Consider the following 16,399-nt stretch of genomic DNA (forward strand, 5'->3'; position numbering starts at 1 on the left):
ATCATTATTGTAGATTAATTTGAAAGGAGTAAAATATTTGTGATAATACAGCATAACATTCCCTCTTTAAATATAAATAATAGACTAACCCAAAATAAGAAAAAAGCTGATAATGTATTAGAAAAGTTATCTTCTGGATATAAAATAAATCGTGCTGGTGATGATGCAGCTGGACTAGCAATTTCAGAAAAAATGCGTGGGCAAATTCGAGGTTTGAATATGGCAGGTAAAAATATTCAGGATGGTATTTCATTAATACAAACAGCTGAAGGAGCTTTAAATGAGGTACATTCCCTTCTTCAACGTGGTAGAGAATTGAGTGTTCAATCAGCAAATGATACAAATACAAGAACAGATAGAGTAGCAATTCAAATGGAGATAGAGGAGATAAAAAAAGAGATAACTTCTATTGGAAATAACACAGAATTTAATACTAAAAAATTACTGAATGGTTCACTAAATATATCATCACCTTCACCATCCTCAACATTATCTGTTGGTGGAAAAACGTATACAGCAAAAGATGGTTGGATTTCATTTCAAGGTTATACTGTTGATGACGATCAGACAAATAAAATTAAGCTAAATGAAGGTGAGAAGGTTATTGATGACCCTGCGAATGGGTTTTATACAGGATTCTTTGTAATAGGTGAATATGATGTTAATGGAGTTGCAAAAAGTATAAGTCTTTACAACCTAGATCATGGTGTGATTACAGTAAGAAATCCTAGTTTACTATTTTCATATAACGGTACGACAATTGATTTACGCCATAGAAAATCTACCGAGGGTGATCATTGGGAAGGGGTTATTAATTTAACACCAGGAGAAAATCAACCTACAGATCCAACAGATAACGGTTTAAAGCTTCAAATAGGAGCTAATTCCGGTCAGACAACAGAATTAACAATACCTGATATTCGTTCACAGGCTATAGGGATTAACAATGTCTCAGTATTAGATAGCTCATTGGCTCAAAGTAGTATTAGTAGTTTTGACAGGGCTATCAATCTTGTTTCCAGTGTACGTTCAAGTCTTGGGGCGCATCAAAACAGACTTGAATACGCTTTTAATTCAGTTACAAATACATCTGAAAATCTTCAATCTGCTGAATCACGTATTCGTGATACTGATATGGCAAAAGAGATGATGACATTCACTAAAAATAATATTTTATTACAAGCTACCCAATCAATGCTTGCTCAATCAAATAAACAACCAGAAGGAATTTTACAACTTCTACAATGATTTATTTTAAAACAGGTAATATACATAGTCTTTGATTATTAAGTAACTTTAAGACCACCCATCACGGAGTGGTCTTATATGCTATTCAACTAAATTAAGAATTTATTTTTTTACATAATAATTTAATTCTTTAATTTTAACCTGTTTGGCTCCAATCAATTTCATTAAAAGCGTTCTATGATTCCCGTCCCCAGAAATTATATAACCTAAGTTTTCATAGTAATTAGCATATACTTGATTCCAAGCTAATGTATAAACATTTTTTTTTATAAACGCGTCTACAAAGTTTTGAGAATCAGTATTAGAATGATCTATTAATTCATTCAAATAATAATCAAATTTTTCTTTCTGGAAATACTGCGGGTGACCATGTGGAGGATTCATTCGAGCTAGATTCTTATGTGTAAGCTCTCCTAACTCTAACCAAGAAACCCCTTTTAATTCTCTATCAAACCTACCCAAAGAAATAATTTCATCTATATTAATAGTTATCTCTTCTCGCACAGTTTTTTTCAACTCGTATTTATCTTGAAAATCAGCTTTTAATAACACATTTTCGGTGTTCATTTTATCCAATTGTATATTTGGAATTCCAATTTGTATTAATATTTTAGCCAGCGTCATTTTAATTCCTCCATCTCTAAAATAATTATAATGTAGAAACATTTCTATCTATAGTAAAAATACACATTGAATATAAAAGTTGGTCTTAATTAAACTCAATATAATCTTAATACTTCTATGTATTCAAAATGAGTCATTTCTCCATCTCCTTTTTGGTGTCCTAAAAATTCAGGGTGGTTAAATTTAAGTGAAGGACAATTTGTCCCTAGTTGAAACTTTATAACTTTGTTATATATGTGCTGTTAAATATAAGGTACCTGCAATTTGCAAGTCCCTACATGATGTGTTCAGGTGCCCCCCCTTTCCATGGGTACCTAGCAAATTACCATTCAAGCCAGTTCTCTAAATTAGGTCTTCTACTACCATTTGTTTGTGGAAGGCTGTCACGTTGCTCCAACCAATTGTAAAAAGGCACAGGACGCTCTCTGTTCGCTTTGTCCTCCACAGATGATGATTTAGTAGGCTTATTATTCAAACGCTCTACAGCCTTATTAAACGCTCCTACAAATACGGCTCTTAATGTACTAGCAATAGTTAATGTACCGTTCGCAATATCACGGATAATGTTAGCAAAAACATCCTTAGCGTTTACAAAATCACGCACATCGTTCATTTTTGTTGCTAAGATACATTTGTGTAGTTGTTCTTTAAGATCGTCTCGTAAAGGTAATGAGTGCATGAAATCGTAAAGCATCACTTGGTACTCGTTCATGTATTCTTTTTTCTTTTCTTCTTGCAAAGCGATTTCATCCGCTAGGTTATTAATATTATTTGCTTGTTTAGAACTTAAAAGATTAAAAGAACTAGATGGTAGGTCTTGTGATTGTGGAGGGCAAACGTTACTCTCACAAGGCTTTTCAGCATTTTCACGGTCGGACATTGACGGTGAGACATTGTAAGGCAAGATGATATAAATGCTTGCTCCTTGCCCTCCTTTGCTTTTTACAGTCGTTTCTTTCTTGATGATTCCTAACGATTCCAATTTTGAAATTGCTCGATAAACTGTCTTTGTACTGATTTCCAATGAAGCAGCAATGGTACTCGCTTTAAGATGGCACACCCCTGGATACTCCAATGAATGACTTGCAAGTTTAAATAGGATTTCTCGTTCTGATTCCGTTAAGTCATAGTAATGAACCGCCATATGGTCCTCCACACTCTTATCCATATCTGCTACTGAATTGAATGTTGTGTATTGTGCTAGGTATTCGAATGCCATTTGTGTTTCACCTCTTTTTATACCAATATTCGTATATACGCTTATTTAGATACATCATATTATACGCTTATTCGTATAGTCAATACCTTTAGGGAAATTTTATTCGATATTGCGTATAAACGTATATTCTGATATATTTTGAATAAGAGATTATAACGAAGGGTGGTTTACTATGCGGATAAAACTAAAAGAAGTAATGGAAGAACGAGGACTTACACAATCTAAACTGGCTGAAATGACAGGGATACGACAAGCTGCTATCAGTGAAATTGTTAACAATCGTAGAGATACAATCAACAAAGCGCATTTAGAAACCATTTGTAAGACGCTAGAAATAAAAAGCTTTGATGAAATATTGGAATGGGATTAGCAGATAACTAATAAAGGTTGTCTGTTTTTTTGTATACTTTCTTTGCTTTATTTCCTAAAATGGTAATATCAAGGGAGGTTTTATGTATGAAGAAATTATTTTACATTGGAGCATTGTCAGCTTTTTTACTCGCTGCTTGTGGTGAGGAAGAGGTAAAGCCTAAAGAAGATGCTCCAACTGAAGAAAAGGAAGTTAAAGAGGAACCAGCTAAAGAAAAACCTGTTACCGCGCAAACAGAAGCAACTGAAGCTAGTCCATCAGAAGCTCAAAATGCTACAATTGAAGCTTTTAAATCTAATGATTTCATGAAATTCGCAGATGCATTTTATGGCTTAAGTGCTTCTGAACGTTCAGATGTTTATCGTTCAACAGTTGAAGGTGCAATCGTAACATGGACTGGGATAATTACAGATTTAGAAACAGTAAAGGATAGCATTATTGTTATGGGTAAAACTGATGCATATAATGGTGCTGATTGGATTACTTTAGAAAATGATAATGCTGATTTAGTACCTTATGTAATTATCGTAGAGATGAATGATCCATCAGTTAAAACAGGTCTAAAAAAGGGCGATTCAATCACATTAAAAGGTGAAGTTGGCGCTCGTGGAGATATGGACATGAAATTTAACTGGAAATTATATAAAGGCGAGATTGTAAAATAATTAATTAAGGTCACTCACACGAGTGGCTTTTTTTATGAAATTTTTTATCATAACAGGAAAATAAATGAACAATACCTGTTGACATTTATAAATAGATATACTATAATTAAAATATAGAAAGGAGGTAAGGAAAATGGATTATGATAAGGTTCTAGCTTACCTAGTAACTATCGCATCAATCGCAAACTTACTTACAAGTACAGCGAAAAACATCAGCGATATGAAAAGTAAGAAAAAACAAAAGCGACGCCCCTCTCGCAAAGGAAAACGTCGCAAATAGTCAAGACGAAGGAGGTTAGCCCCTCCTTCCCTTTAATCTTATCATATCCTCATCATTATGAAAAATATAGGCTTTGTTGTTGCTTTAGCATTAGCGTTGTATATCTTAACTGATATGGTTGATTGGCATGAACCAAAATTTTTTGATTACTTCATGATTGTGGCATACTCAATTTGTTTCATATTAGTAATAATTAATATCGTGCTGTACTTTAAGAAAAGGAGGTAGCGCAAATTGATGGATTACAAAGTAACTAACAAAGATGAATTTATTAAATTAATTCAATCCGAATTATTAACATCTGCTGAGGTAGCTGAGGAATTACAGATAACACGACAAGCGTTAAGTTCTCTAGTCAAACGTGGAAAATTACTTCCTGTAAAAGAAATGCTGTTTTTACGTGAAGATGTGGCAGCAAGAAAAGAAGCAGCAAAAGAGTTGCATTCAAAGTATAGACCGTATGATGAATAAACAAAAAAAGCCCAGGCTCAAATTTTGAGTACCTGGGCATTTTTAATGGTTATTGCAAATACAGTGTCCCTTCGTAGACGAAGTTATTCAAAGAACTTCTATTAGCATCATACATTAATGTGCCCTTGTAAACATATGGAGCGTAAGGTGCTGGTCGCTCTCTTAATTCTGTTACAACAACATAGGGACCTTGATGAGTTGAATATGTTCTAGTAACAGACCAGTCTTTTGCAACACGTAAACTTGTAATTGATTGTACTTCTTGTTGTTCTGCTGAATAATTAATCGAATCTACAGATTCCAAGTATTTAATTTCTTTCGCAGAAGAACTTAATGCTCCTGGAAAAATTAGAGCCCCACAAACAACTAAACCTGTAAATATTTTAGATATTTTCATATACTATGTACTCCTTTTGTTTTAATTTGTTTCTACCTAGTTGTATATGCTATAGCATAATCACTTACCCTCGAGTTAACTCAAGTCTATCAATACAAATACCGAATTCTCAATGGTGGGTTTCCGAAATTCCTTTTTCGGTTACCTCTATTTATCGTGATGTATTATTCGCTTTATTGCCGCATGCCGCCAAATCACGCCAAGTATACCGCCGTTTTTTTGGCGTTCAATTGTTATTTTATATAACTTAAGCAACATTTTTAGTTGAATTCACACTAAAACACTTGATATTTTCATTTAGTTTCATTCTTATATTCAAATAATAATTTTCACTGAATTGTCACTTTTATATTAAGTATTAAAACCAGTTCAGCTAAAATAGCTTTGTTCGCTTTAGCAATTTTACTGAAATTAACATTAATTACTACGTTGTGCAATGATAATTTCTAATCCTTTTAAATCTCCATTTGTCAGTGTGCCAGCGTCAAATTTTTCAAGATGTGACTTATCAATCAGCTTTTTGTCTACCGCTTGCTTTAGATAGTCACGTACAGCTGCTTTAAGTGTTTCATTTGTAAATTGCATTTTATCATCATCCTTTATGATTGGTTTAGTTGTATTGCCTTCCACAATTAATTGCAATTGGTATTTGCTATTGGTTGGAACAATTACCTGTCCTTCAATTTTGTATCCCTTTGGCATAATCCAAGTAGGTTTAACTTCAAAATGAGGACGATCAATATTATTTGTCCAATCGCCACCCCATGTAATACCAAGCTTTCGTGCAATATCTCCTACTCGATTTAATGTGGCTACATCATATAAAGCCTGTGGAGGACCAACAGCGATATCCCATGCCAAACGTGTCTTATGATTACTATCTAATGTCCAAGTAACGATATTACCAGGACGCGTTCTGCCTTGTGCATATAAGTAATTCTGTCGTTCCTGCGAACGATATGTTTCAGTAATAAAGACGTTCTTGATACCAGCTTTAAAACATTCTTGGAATAACAAACGACAGGCTGTTTGTGCAACTGGTAATAGCTCGGATATATCACGACATGTAGTTGTTACACTAGTCATTGTTTATCACCTTTCTTCTCGTCGTTATCTATTTGTAATTGAGAAAAAGCGTTTGCTAAAAACTTCGGAACCGGAATGCCAAGCTTGCCTAAATTTTCGATCATGCTTATACCTTCCATCCCAATTAAGAACAGAATCATTGCATTTCGCATAAAGTTTCCACTCTCAGTTGCCAAATCAAGTTGTACAGCTGCAAATACCATTAGTATCATTGCTGTCTTTTTGATTAAACCTTTAAACATCTTTTTACTTTCGGTTTTCTTAAAGACTAAACTCACCATAAACCCTAATAAATAATCGATAGTCATAAAGATAACTAACGCTTTTACTAAGTGATCAATACCTCCAACAAGGTAGCCTATCCAAGCCATTGTACCGCCGATTAATGATGTATACAGTGTGTCTGTTTTCATTTGACACCTTCCTTTTTGCATAATAAAAGCCCTCCACAGAAGATTGTAGAAGGCATAAAAACTTATCGACTTTTAATTTTAGACTATTTATTTCGATTGCTTATTTAAAAAAATAGCACATTTTTCAATCTACTGTAATATAGAGCTAACCTCTATATTTCCTTCAAAAAGATATTCTATCTTATATTCACACTTTATTACACCATTCCAATATTGTTGTGCGTTTTCCCTAACTAGTTCTAATGGTGACGGTTGTAACTCAACCCAATGAGCATCACACTTGAGTATCTTCCCTGTAACATCAAGTTCAACTGTTTGTAATTTTACATCCGCTTGAGATAGTTGTTTATACCAATAACTCAGACACTCTTTGTCAGTTAGCCATATACATTTCAATCTTGATGGTAATTCAGGGTTTATTTTAATTCTTTCCTCTTCGAAAATGGTCTCTAATGTAAAATGCCAATAGAGAGTTACAGCTTTAATTAACGAACCAACGTTATCCTCTAATGAAACATTCCCATACTCATAGCTTTTACGATAGGGATTGAAATCATCCCCGAATTTTATTTTTTCTCCAACATTTAACAACTTGTTGTTTTTTGAATCTATCTTATTCACATGGAGAAACTTACGATTTCTTACTCTAATCACATTAATCAACTCTCCCTTTCGTCTACATTTAATTCGACAAAAGGAAAGGATTTCCTGCTAATTTAGACACAAAAAATAACGCTAAGCCTATGCTTGCTTTTGCTGTGTATCCATATCTGTTAATAGCTGCGTATATTCTTCATCTGCCAGCTGATTGTTGGCATAAAAGACATTCACTTTCTTTAGCATGTCATCATAGCTGTATCGGTTGCGATCAATTAAAAATTTACATAAGTCATATACCTTCATTACATTTTTCCTCCCTCGATGCCCATTTCATTCATGGTAATTAAGTATTCTGTATTGATAAGGGTTTGTGCCTGCATTTCTTCTACTGTTGGCGGTGGCTCAATTGGTGATGGATTCTGTAAAACTGGCGCTGTAAATTCGCCTGTTTTATTGTTATAATCCCACCCCTCTTGTATATGATTTTTGCCAGTAATATCAACCAAAATAATGTTTGGTGCAAAATCAGGTTTTTTGTCTGCTTCAAAAATCCAATGCGCTTTGTTGTAAAGTATCTGTGCAAATCTCATTTAATCACTCCCACCATTTTACTGTTAGTATACCGTCTCCACCAGCACCACCTAGCCCTTGATACGACCCACCACCAGCACCACCTATACCGATAGTAACTGTAATAGATTCCGAGGGTGTTACTTTTACCAGATGGTCAATGACAAAATCGCCGCCACCACCTCCATGATAAATAGGATTGGCACCGCCACCACCACTGCAATAGGCACCTCTGCCACCACCTCCGCCACCTCCGCTATAGTAACCGCCACTACCACCAGCACCACCTGGATTATTTGAATTACTCGCAGCTGCACTCATAGCTGCATGACCATTTGAGCCACCCTTACCTCCAGCTGCGCCACCTGTGGAAGCACTAACAATATAAGAACCACCAGCGCCGCCAGATAGTGTTAGTTTGTTACCAAAACTTGTTGCCCCTCCCGTACTACCTGTCAAATATAATACTGGATTCCCATTTGTATAACCACCACCTCCGCCACCTGCGCCGCCTCCTGTCACATAAACTTCGGTAACACCTGCTGGTACAACAAATGTACCGTTTGAGGTAAAAACTTTAGTTTTCATAACTTTCCCTGTATCTTTATTTTCAATTTTTGTACCCATATTACTTACACCTTGTTTAATTAAATCCACATCTATTTTTGTGGCATCTGTGGTAGTTTTAATGTTATCCACCACAGCCTTAATTGCTGTCTGCATGGCTTTAGTAGCTACATCAAGTACGTTCATTCTATTACCTCCTCATAGATAAATTGAGGCTCACCGTTTTCTGTACGGAAACCCCATCGATACCATTTACCATTATCAAAAAAACGGTGAGGCATCTGTGCAAGTAAATGTTCGTTAAAATTCTTTTCTAAATCCCCGATGGATTCAGTTGTTTTCTGTAATTCTCCAACAGCTTGATCTAATACATCCATATTTTCGTTCAAATCAGATATAAGAACATTATCAGTAAGATCAGGCTTCTTTAAATTCAAATTAGGTGTATGTTGCATTAAATCACCTCTCCCCATACTCTTAATTCATCCCATGTGAGATGTCGTACACCGCCCCAAGTTTGATCTTTCAGGAAGTCCCACGGATTATATGTGTAGGTATATTCAAAGGCCAAATGAGCAGGCAGCACAATGTCCAATGCTTGCATTAAGCCAGCCATATTATTAGGAATGCCCTTTATACTCACAAATTTAATTTCATAAACACCTGGCACGTCCGTTTTGTTTATTGCTACTTCACCATTGCTATAAGCAGCTGCAACCGATTTAATGGTTTCCTCTGTTGTTTGGTCAAAGCTGGCACGATAACGTGAGGAAATTTGTTCCCTACGTTGATCGTATCGCAAAGAATTATTTGTTCTGATCCCAAGATCACGTTCGTAAATGTACAGTGTTTCAATGGCTGTATCTAAAAATATATTTCGATTGACTATTTCTAACTGTTGTTCCGTATTTCTAAACTCTCTATCATAGGCGGTTAATACCACAATAAACACTGGTGATTTTCGCTCATAAACAGGTAAATACCGCAACATGTCAGTTATATAATCGCGAGTCGAAACAACCATATTTGTAATCATTTCGGATGTTGTTTGAGCAATAATAGGCGATAAAACGACTTTAACTTCATGTGTTTGAAGCTCAGTAATAACCTCATGGGTTGCTCCTGAAAAAGCTACTGTGACACCTTGCGTCTTTAATTCGGTTTCGGATTGCAACAAAGCTAACCTAAAACATTCCCATTGGTGCGGTGTTAATTCACCCCAGGTAAAGACTGTAGCTTGCCCCCATTCAGATTCATAGATTGCATGCATTCTGATTCACCTACTTAATCCGAACAATTAAGTAATTTTTCGGGATCTTATACTGGCTAGACACTTCTATGCTTTTCGAAAACTCTGTCTGTGATCTGAATAGTGGATTACCACCTGTTAAAGCATCATAAATGCCCACATGTGTGATTGTCCCCCAGGATTCAGAAGCGATAGGGAAAAGGACATCACTTGCATTAGATGTTTGGCCATCTGCTGGATCAGCAAATGTTACAGCTTGTCTTGCATAACTCGCTTGGGATACTTCAACATCATTGTTAAATAAGGCAATATAGACAGGCGTTGTTTTTAAATGATCCTTTAACACTTTGTTTTTTAAATAATTACTCATGTGATTCATTCGTTCACACCTCCCATTACTGCTACGGAATCCTCAGGAATAACCACATTTGTAGTTAAGCCATTTATAAGTAAGTCCTGGTAATCCAAGATCCCTTCACTGTCAATAATTAATGCGCCTATCTTTGCATAACTAACAAACGATGTTTTAAAAGCAATCTCTTTCAGGAATGTTGTAATGTTTGCTTTGATATTGCTAATTGCTACTTCTTCGGTATACCCTGGCATTATTGATAATGTAACAGTCAGATTCAATACAAAAGCTTCTGCAGCAATAACTAGTAAATCCTCCACACCAAACGGCATTTCTTCTTCGATATGCGCCCTTACATCATCGACTAATTCGGTGGATGCTGGTAATTTATTCGCATCGATTACCACTACTTTCATAGTTAGTGGGCCGTTGTAGCGTGGGAAAACCTTTGCGTCACCTGTTCCAGCTACTTCTAATGCCCATTCACGATAATGATATTTATTACCTGCTTTACCTGGACGCTGCAGCTTATCATAATAACGTTGTCGCAAATCCTTATCTGTTTCTTCATCATAGCCATTCACGACAGGATCAGGATTATAGACATTGACTAATCCATTAATAGAAACAGGAAAGTTTTTTATGGCATTGGCAGGGACATTTCCAACCTGGCCAAACTCATTACACTGTACGCGAATATGGGCAAAACCACTTTCATTAAGAATGGCGTCTTCAATTACTGTGAATAAAATTGTGTCAGTACCAACTAGCTCACCCACTTTTACAAGTGTTCCAGCTGTACCCGAAACAATGACCGTAGTTGTTGCTTGTGTGGCCAACTTTCTTTTAATACCTGTTCGTTGATAAACGGTTCTTGTTAGTTCGTCACCTGTCTGCTTCTCTATATCTAATTTCTCTTGTACTGCAGCTATTTTCTTTTGTTGCAAAGCAAATTCAATAGCTGGCGCTTTTGTTATATCGAATATATAGTTACCTGGTGATTTATCGTATTCATTATCAATGTTTGAAAGCATGCGATCATGTACGACTTTTTCACTTTCCATTTATACCTTCACCTCCATGTCAAAAGAAGGTTCATCAAAGGCACCCTCTACAGGAATCACAGTAAAATTAATTCGCATCCATTTTCCATCACGGACAAAACGCCAATCCTGTACTGCTTGAATGTGCGTATGTTCTAATAGACTAGATGTAATTTCTCGTTTAATTTCTGCCTCAATAAAGGCCCTCGGCAAACTTGACCCTATTAATTCCTCTAAAATCATTCCGTACGGCACCTCTTTATAAACACGGAAGCGATGCCGTTCTGTTTTAAAGATTTTTAAGATCCATTCTTTTAGTGTGTCGATGCCATACACAGGTACTAACTTTCCATTTCGTCTATAAAAATCTTTATTATCAAAGTCATATAAAAAAGACTTACCAAGTGGTGGCAAGTCTGTCTTTACTTCCTTTTTATCAAATTCTAATTCTGCTATTTTAGGTAACATGGGACTCACCCACTCTGTCCAGCATTATATACATCTGTTCATCAACTGTAGGCATTAAAATAACTTCATCCCCCGATTGTAACCATGTTGGTCCTGGATACTGATAGTGCAAATAAATGTGTTCAGCCACAATCAATTTTGATTGATCTAGTGTTACTATATCGTTTAATTTAATAACTATGTTTGGTAAAGGTGAAATGACCGTGCCAGTTGTCATAGAAACAATTGTAGGATTATCACGCTCTCTAATCATTTTTGCGAACTCTGTAATCGGATCCATTACATCACCTCTAAAGTTGGTTTCATTGTATGAATACTTTTGGAAATGGTATGTTCAACTGCAGTAATTAAAAATTTACCCTTTATGCCTGTTGTAGGTTCTTCTAATTCAAAAAGTCGGCCAGCTCGAAAATTATCATCACCTAGCAACTCAACGCTATTTTCCTCCACGACTTTTGAAAACAATTTTAATTCGTTTTCTGCAACTTGTTTAGCGCTCTTTTTCTCATTCTGATCTAATTTAACAACTTTAGTAATACGGCCATATTTCTCGACCATTTTATTATCAGACTTTGTCAAAACAACTTTGTCATTGTTCCCAACTACTTGAATTGTATTGGCCATGTCTGTAATACTGCGTCTTTTAGATGGGTTCATGATGGCTGTTCTTATATCGTATTCAGGACCGCCCTCAAACAAATTGAATTTACCTGTTACAAGTGAATTACCTTGTTTTTCGATATAAAACTTTCCAGCTCTCATTTCCATTAAATATTTCACGCCTGATTTCTGCTCTGCCATTTCGATAATTTCTTTGATAATCTCACTAACCTTTTTATCATTAAAAATCTTATCAACTTTAACTGGCAAGCTCGTAATATTTCCAATAGTTATACCAAAATCATTAAGGATTTTTTTTATACATGCATCACCAGGTAACTTGTTAAATTGATACACTGCAGTCGATTTATTTAGGTAAAACGCATAATCGAATCCAATGTACCCTATAGGTGCTATTCCGTTTCTTAATTCATCAACAATAATAGCGCGAGTAATTTCTTGGCCATTATTATAGAGTGCTACTAAATCACCAATGTCACAAGGATTAACAGGAAAGTAGTTGGTATCATTAAAGGCAATACTAAAGTTTATTTCATCCCCTAATTCATCCTTATTACTTCGCCACATCAAAGTACCTAACATGGGTGTGATATTGGTCATTGTATCGCCTTTGATTAACCATAATTCATGCGCCATTACTTCACCTTCTTTGTCTCTAAAATGATCTCCTTAAATTCAGATAATGCCAGTGAATAATAAACATCCCCTGACCCATCTTGAATACCATATTCAAAGTTATCGATCACGACTAACATATTAATAGGTGTGTTTGTTGCTATTAAACGAACAGGAACCCTTTTCCACGATTCTATGATTTCAACATATTCCCATCCTTTGTAAGTCCGATCTCGAGAAAAAGGATACTCTCTTACAGGAAAAAAGGATTCAATTGTAAGTGACTTTAAACCACTCCGCCCTATTAACTTAATGTCTCCCTGGTTAATGGTTGTAAATGTTTCATGACTCATTGGACTAGGTATTTTAAATTCAGCTGGCACAATAGGAAGTTGAATAATTTGCTTTCGATCTTGTGTACTTAAAAATATATCCATCTGTCCAACCTCCTTATAAATTGGCCAATCTTAATTTAAGCATTGGGACAAACTCGTCCATTATTTCTTTCGCTGTCACACCTTTAGCATTTAAGTTTTGAATAATAACTTGCACACCGCCAGTATTTGAAGCTTTTGGTTGTGGCGTAGCTCCTGCAGGTGTAGGCGTCGTTACTGTTCCTGGTGATGGTTGCACCATCTGATCCACATTATCGATTGATCCACCTGCAGCACGAATCCTTTCAGATTGTCGAGCAGGTATAACCATTTCGTCTTTGTGTAATTCTGCAATATAACCGTCATAAGGAACACGATTTAAGCCAGTAGCATGTGATCCTGAAACGAATTTACCAACGGCTCCTGCAGCCTTTCCGATTGTACTTCCGACGGAGGAAACCCATTTAGGAACTTTAAAACTAGAAATAGAATTTTTAAAGCTATTCCATTTTTGTCCTATTGATTCAAACCAACCAATGGCAGGTTGCACAAAGCTAGATACAGCTGATTTAATACCAGCAAATTTTTCTTTAGTCGTGGCCCACAATTCGCCAGCTTTTGCCTTAACTGTATCCCAATTTCGATACAATAAGACACCTGCAGCAACTACAGCGGCAATTCCAACAACTACCCAAGTCAAAGGACTGGCAAGCATGGCCGTATTCATAGCCCATTGTCCAGCTGTTGCTAGTCCCATTGCTGTTTTAAAACCTTGTACCATTGTTGTAACTGTAGTGATAACCTTTAATGTTCCCATACCTGCAGCTACAACCCCTACAGCTGTTCCAACACCAATAAGCGTTTCTTTAATTGGCTCCCAATTATCACGGACTGTATTACCAAACTCGAAAGCTTTTTGTACAATTCCTTGAATTTTAGGCACCAATTCATCAGCTTTTTGAGCAACACTTTGTAAAAACTCCTGCGCTCCTGCTCCGTTTACTACATCAGCTATACCGACCTGTAGATCTCGCCATGATTGTGTTAATTTTGATTTAAAGCTACTTTGTAGCGCATCGGCTGCTCGTCCTGTTGCTCCTTCAAAGCCTTGCACAGATTTAGCGCTATCTGCCATCGATAAAACTACATCTTCGCGCAAATCCTCCCACATGGTCCCAAAAAGCGCAACGCCTGCAGCATTTTGTTCAACAGGATTCTTCATAGCTGCTAAACCTGCAATAGTAGCAGCAAAAGCATTGTTTGCTGTTTCTCCACCTGCAGTAAATTTCTCGGCCATTTCATCGGCATTTAATCCAATAGCTGCAAAACCTTCTTTTGTTCCTTTTGAGCCATCGATTGCGCGTATACCAAACTCTTTCACAGCATCCCCGACTTTATCCATGTTCCAGGCTCCATTTTCAGCACCAGATATTAAAATGCCTGTAAATTCTTCTGCAGACAATCCAAGCTTGCTAAAATGGACGCTATACTCATTAAACGTATCCAGTAAATCATCTGAGTAGTCGCCTGTTTTCTGAAAGGCATGTGTCATTAAATCCAATGCTTTTGTTTCACTCAGACCTTTAAAGTTGCCTGTCATAGACTTAACAGTTTTCCCGACTTCTTTTGACTCTGCGCCCCAGGCTTGTGAAATGGTTGCAGCTCCTTTGGCTACCTCTGTTAATGAATCACCCTTTAAATTTTTAAACATAGCACTTAAAGTAGAAACATCATCGGCCACTTGGTCCATGTTTTCACCAAATCCTGCTTTGAACACATCTTTAGCCACATTTTCAAGCCCTTTTAATTCGGCTCCTGTTGCCCCTGTGCGAGCTTCTAAGCGTTTAAAGGCTCCATCAGTATCAACTATCGACTTAGCGACACTTGCGCCAAATGCAGCGATTCCAGTTGCACCCAAAGCACCTGCGCCCATTGCTACCGTTTTAAAAACCCTTGCTGCTCCTTGTCCAAACCGTTGAATTTGGTTGCCCACTCTCGCAACGCCTCGTCCAAAATCATCAGCTCGATCACTGGCTCGCCTTAGGTTGCTGGAAAAATCACGATCTTGCAACGTGAGAACAGCTGATATTACCCTTCTTCCCAATTCCTCACCGCCTTTTTACAAAAGAAAAAAGCTAAAGCATTTTTGCTCTAGCTTTCATTTCCTCGTCTTTTTCTTCTAAATATTTTTCTATGCTGGCCACCATAATTAATTTCGTATCATAGTCAAGATTAAGAAGATATTCAGGTTTAAAACCGCGTTGAATATAGTGATGAAGAAAATAAAAATCATCATCACTATCAATTAGTTTTTTATAGCTTTAATGCCGCCTTTTTTATATCCTGCCATTTCCATTGCTAACTCTGATAATTGAGCGATTTCACCAGGATCGAAAATCTTATGAACTATGTCAGTTGGTAGTGTACATTCATACATTTTTTGCAACTCAGCATCTTTTAAATTCGGCTCTACCAATGTGTTATATACCATGTATTCATCCGCGTCTGTATCATTATTATCATCACGCAACATTTTCATAGTATCAACGCAAAGAGATTTTTCAGGTTTACGCAAGACTACTTCGACATTTAATCGCTCTACAAGAACTGACTCACTAACATCCTCTTTCACCTGATACTTTTCTTTCTCTTTCATTAAATCTGCAACCGTTAATCGTTTGATTTCTTTTTTTGACATTTTATATTTCCCTCCAATTTATGTTTAAGCTGTAATTGAATCAATAAGATCATAGTCGGCAAAAGCAAATGGTAATTCCTCTGTACCAATTGTTTTTTGAGCGAATTGCATAAGCATAAATTCACTAAATGTAACTTCATTAATAGCGATCCGTTCAGTACCAAATGCGTCAGGATCAGCTAATTTTCCTACAATATTAATTTCAGGAATTACACCTTTTTTTACTGCTTCTGCTAACAAATTCGCCCCTCGGCTATACACTTTCTTTACCTTTAAATTTCCTTCACCTGTCCAGCCCACCATTTTCTTATGTGTCGCCAAATCTTCGGCCATGTTGACATCTTCATAATCGATTGTCACTTTAGCCTCAAATTCTTCAACATCCAGCCATTTTTCATTGTTGATCCATGCGCTGCCAAATGTTCCGTTAATAACACGATTAGATTTTAATTTACCCATTCTTCAATCC

The 16,399-nt window shown here is 36.3% G+C and carries 25 protein-coding genes; 5 read left to right on the forward strand and 20 right to left on the reverse strand.

What is annotated here, in order from left to right; genetic code table 11:
* Window positions 1–39: 39 nt before the first annotated feature.
* Window positions 40–1,248 (forward strand): flagellin N-terminal helical domain-containing protein, encoded by a 1,209-nt coding sequence (locus tag JIN86_RS23945; RefSeq protein WP_202341506.1) that lies wholly within the window; start codon window positions 40–42, stop codon window positions 1,246–1,248.
* Window positions 1,249–1,350: 102 nt separating this feature from the next.
* On the opposite strand, the gene JIN86_RS06560 is transcribed toward JIN86_RS23945, so the two are convergent.
* A complete protein-coding gene (locus tag JIN86_RS06560; protein WP_202341507.1) occupies window positions 1,351–1,872 on the reverse strand; it encodes a hypothetical protein in 522 nt (173 codons plus the stop codon).
* Between the two features lie 322 nt (window positions 1,873–2,194).
* Window positions 2,195–3,091, reverse strand: a complete 897-nt coding sequence (locus JIN86_RS06565) for a helix-turn-helix domain-containing protein (protein ID WP_202341508.1) — start codon at window positions 3,089–3,091, stop codon at window positions 2,195–2,197.
* A 172-nt stretch (window positions 3,092–3,263) separates the two neighbouring features.
* On the opposite strand from JIN86_RS06565, the gene JIN86_RS06570 reads away from it, so the two are divergent.
* The 4 genes from JIN86_RS06570 (at window position 3,264) to JIN86_RS06585 (ending at window position 4,877) form a co-directional block, all read left to right on the forward strand.
* Window positions 3,264–3,461: a helix-turn-helix domain-containing protein gene (locus tag JIN86_RS06570; RefSeq protein WP_112117285.1), complete on the forward strand. Its 198-nt coding sequence runs from the start codon at window positions 3,264–3,266 to the stop codon at window positions 3,459–3,461.
* Between the two features lie 86 nt (window positions 3,462–3,547).
* Window positions 3,548–4,126 (forward strand): hypothetical protein, encoded by a 579-nt coding sequence (locus JIN86_RS06575; protein ID WP_202341509.1) that lies wholly within the window; start codon window positions 3,548–3,550, stop codon window positions 4,124–4,126.
* Between the two features lie 133 nt (window positions 4,127–4,259).
* Entirely contained in the window at window positions 4,260–4,406 is a 147-nt protein-coding gene (locus JIN86_RS06580; RefSeq protein ID WP_202341510.1) for a hypothetical protein, read from the forward strand.
* Window positions 4,407–4,643: 237 nt separating this feature from the next.
* Window positions 4,644–4,877: a helix-turn-helix domain-containing protein gene (locus JIN86_RS06585; RefSeq protein WP_202341511.1), complete on the forward strand. Its 234-nt coding sequence runs from the start codon at window positions 4,644–4,646 to the stop codon at window positions 4,875–4,877.
* Between the two features lie 49 nt (window positions 4,878–4,926).
* Here JIN86_RS06585 and JIN86_RS06590 read toward each other — a convergent pair whose 3' ends face one another.
* The 18 genes from JIN86_RS06590 to JIN86_RS06675 all read right to left on the reverse strand — a co-directional run bounded on the left by JIN86_RS06590 (window position 4,927) and on the right by JIN86_RS06675 (window position 16,389).
* A complete protein-coding gene (locus tag JIN86_RS06590; protein WP_202341512.1) occupies window positions 4,927–5,274 on the reverse strand; it encodes a hypothetical protein in 348 nt (115 codons plus the stop codon).
* 417 nt (window positions 5,275–5,691) lie between these two features.
* Window positions 5,692–6,360 carry a M15 family metallopeptidase gene (locus tag JIN86_RS06595; protein WP_202341513.1) on the reverse strand — a complete coding sequence of 223 codons (669 nt, stop codon included), beginning with the start codon at window positions 6,358–6,360 and terminating at the stop codon, window positions 5,692–5,694.
* Window positions 6,357–6,773, reverse strand: coding sequence for a phage holin family protein (locus tag JIN86_RS06600; RefSeq protein WP_202341514.1), 417 nt, complete (start codon window positions 6,771–6,773; stop codon window positions 6,357–6,359). The genes JIN86_RS06595 and JIN86_RS06600 overlap by 4 nt, the downstream gene beginning before the upstream one ends.
* Before the next feature lie 129 nt (window positions 6,774–6,902).
* Window positions 6,903–7,427: a DUF2441 domain-containing protein gene (locus tag JIN86_RS06605; protein WP_202341515.1), complete on the reverse strand. Its 525-nt coding sequence runs from the start codon at window positions 7,425–7,427 to the stop codon at window positions 6,903–6,905.
* An 87-nt stretch (window positions 7,428–7,514) separates the two neighbouring features.
* Complete coding sequence (locus tag JIN86_RS06610; RefSeq protein WP_202341516.1) at window positions 7,515–7,676, reverse strand: hypothetical protein; 162 nt, start codon at window positions 7,674–7,676, stop codon at window positions 7,515–7,517.
* On the reverse strand, window positions 7,676–7,963 hold the full coding sequence (locus tag JIN86_RS06615) for a hypothetical protein (RefSeq protein ID WP_202341517.1): 288 nt from the start codon (window positions 7,961–7,963) through the stop codon (window positions 7,676–7,678). The genes JIN86_RS06610 and JIN86_RS06615 overlap by 1 nt, the downstream gene beginning before the upstream one ends.
* 4 nt (window positions 7,964–7,967) lie before the next feature.
* Complete coding sequence (locus JIN86_RS06620) at window positions 7,968–8,696, reverse strand: hypothetical protein (RefSeq protein WP_202341518.1); 729 nt, start codon at window positions 8,694–8,696, stop codon at window positions 7,968–7,970.
* On the reverse strand, window positions 8,693–8,983 hold the full coding sequence (locus tag JIN86_RS06625) for a hypothetical protein (protein WP_202341519.1): 291 nt from the start codon (window positions 8,981–8,983) through the stop codon (window positions 8,693–8,695). Before JIN86_RS06625 ends, JIN86_RS06620 begins: the two co-directional genes overlap by 4 nt.
* Window positions 8,965–9,780, reverse strand: a complete 816-nt coding sequence (locus tag JIN86_RS06630; protein ID WP_202341520.1) for a putative phage tail protein — start codon at window positions 9,778–9,780, stop codon at window positions 8,965–8,967. The genes JIN86_RS06625 and JIN86_RS06630 overlap by 19 nt, the downstream gene beginning before the upstream one ends.
* Window positions 9,781–9,790: 10 nt before the next feature.
* A complete protein-coding gene (locus tag JIN86_RS06635) occupies window positions 9,791–10,138 on the reverse strand; it encodes a phage tail fiber protein (RefSeq protein WP_202341521.1) in 348 nt (115 codons plus the stop codon).
* Window positions 10,135–11,175: a baseplate J/gp47 family protein gene (locus JIN86_RS06640; protein ID WP_202341522.1), complete on the reverse strand. Its 1,041-nt coding sequence runs from the start codon at window positions 11,173–11,175 to the stop codon at window positions 10,135–10,137. The genes JIN86_RS06635 and JIN86_RS06640 overlap by 4 nt, the downstream gene beginning before the upstream one ends.
* Window positions 11,176–11,622 (reverse strand): DUF2634 domain-containing protein, encoded by a 447-nt coding sequence (locus tag JIN86_RS06645; protein WP_202341523.1) that lies wholly within the window; start codon window positions 11,620–11,622, stop codon window positions 11,176–11,178.
* Entirely contained in the window at window positions 11,612–11,902 is a 291-nt protein-coding gene (locus JIN86_RS06650; RefSeq protein ID WP_202341524.1) for a DUF2577 family protein, read from the reverse strand. The genes JIN86_RS06645 and JIN86_RS06650 overlap by 11 nt, the downstream gene beginning before the upstream one ends.
* Window positions 11,902–12,879: an XkdQ/YqbQ family protein gene (locus JIN86_RS06655; RefSeq protein ID WP_202341525.1), complete on the reverse strand. Its 978-nt coding sequence runs from the start codon at window positions 12,877–12,879 to the stop codon at window positions 11,902–11,904. Before JIN86_RS06655 ends, JIN86_RS06650 begins: the two co-directional genes overlap by 1 nt.
* Window positions 12,879–13,295 carry a hypothetical protein gene (locus tag JIN86_RS06660; RefSeq protein ID WP_202341526.1) on the reverse strand — a complete coding sequence of 139 codons (417 nt, stop codon included), beginning with the start codon at window positions 13,293–13,295 and terminating at the stop codon, window positions 12,879–12,881. Before JIN86_RS06660 ends, JIN86_RS06655 begins: the two co-directional genes overlap by 1 nt.
* Window positions 13,296–13,308: 13 nt before the next feature.
* A complete protein-coding gene (locus JIN86_RS06665; RefSeq protein ID WP_202341527.1) occupies window positions 13,309–15,336 on the reverse strand; it encodes a phage tail tape measure protein in 2,028 nt (675 codons plus the stop codon).
* A 201-nt stretch (window positions 15,337–15,537) separates the two neighbouring features.
* Window positions 15,538–15,930, reverse strand: coding sequence for a phage tail assembly chaperone (locus tag JIN86_RS06670; protein WP_202341528.1), 393 nt, complete (start codon window positions 15,928–15,930; stop codon window positions 15,538–15,540).
* 24 nt (window positions 15,931–15,954) lie between these two features.
* Window positions 15,955–16,389 carry a phage tail tube protein gene (locus tag JIN86_RS06675; RefSeq protein WP_202341529.1) on the reverse strand — a complete coding sequence of 145 codons (435 nt, stop codon included), beginning with the start codon at window positions 16,387–16,389 and terminating at the stop codon, window positions 15,955–15,957.
* Window positions 16,390–16,399: the final 10 nt, after the last annotated feature.

The sequence above is a fragment of the Lysinibacillus sp. HST-98 genome (assembly GCF_016757845.1).
Lineage (GTDB): Bacteria > Bacillota > Bacilli > Bacillales_A > Planococcaceae > Lysinibacillus > Lysinibacillus capsici.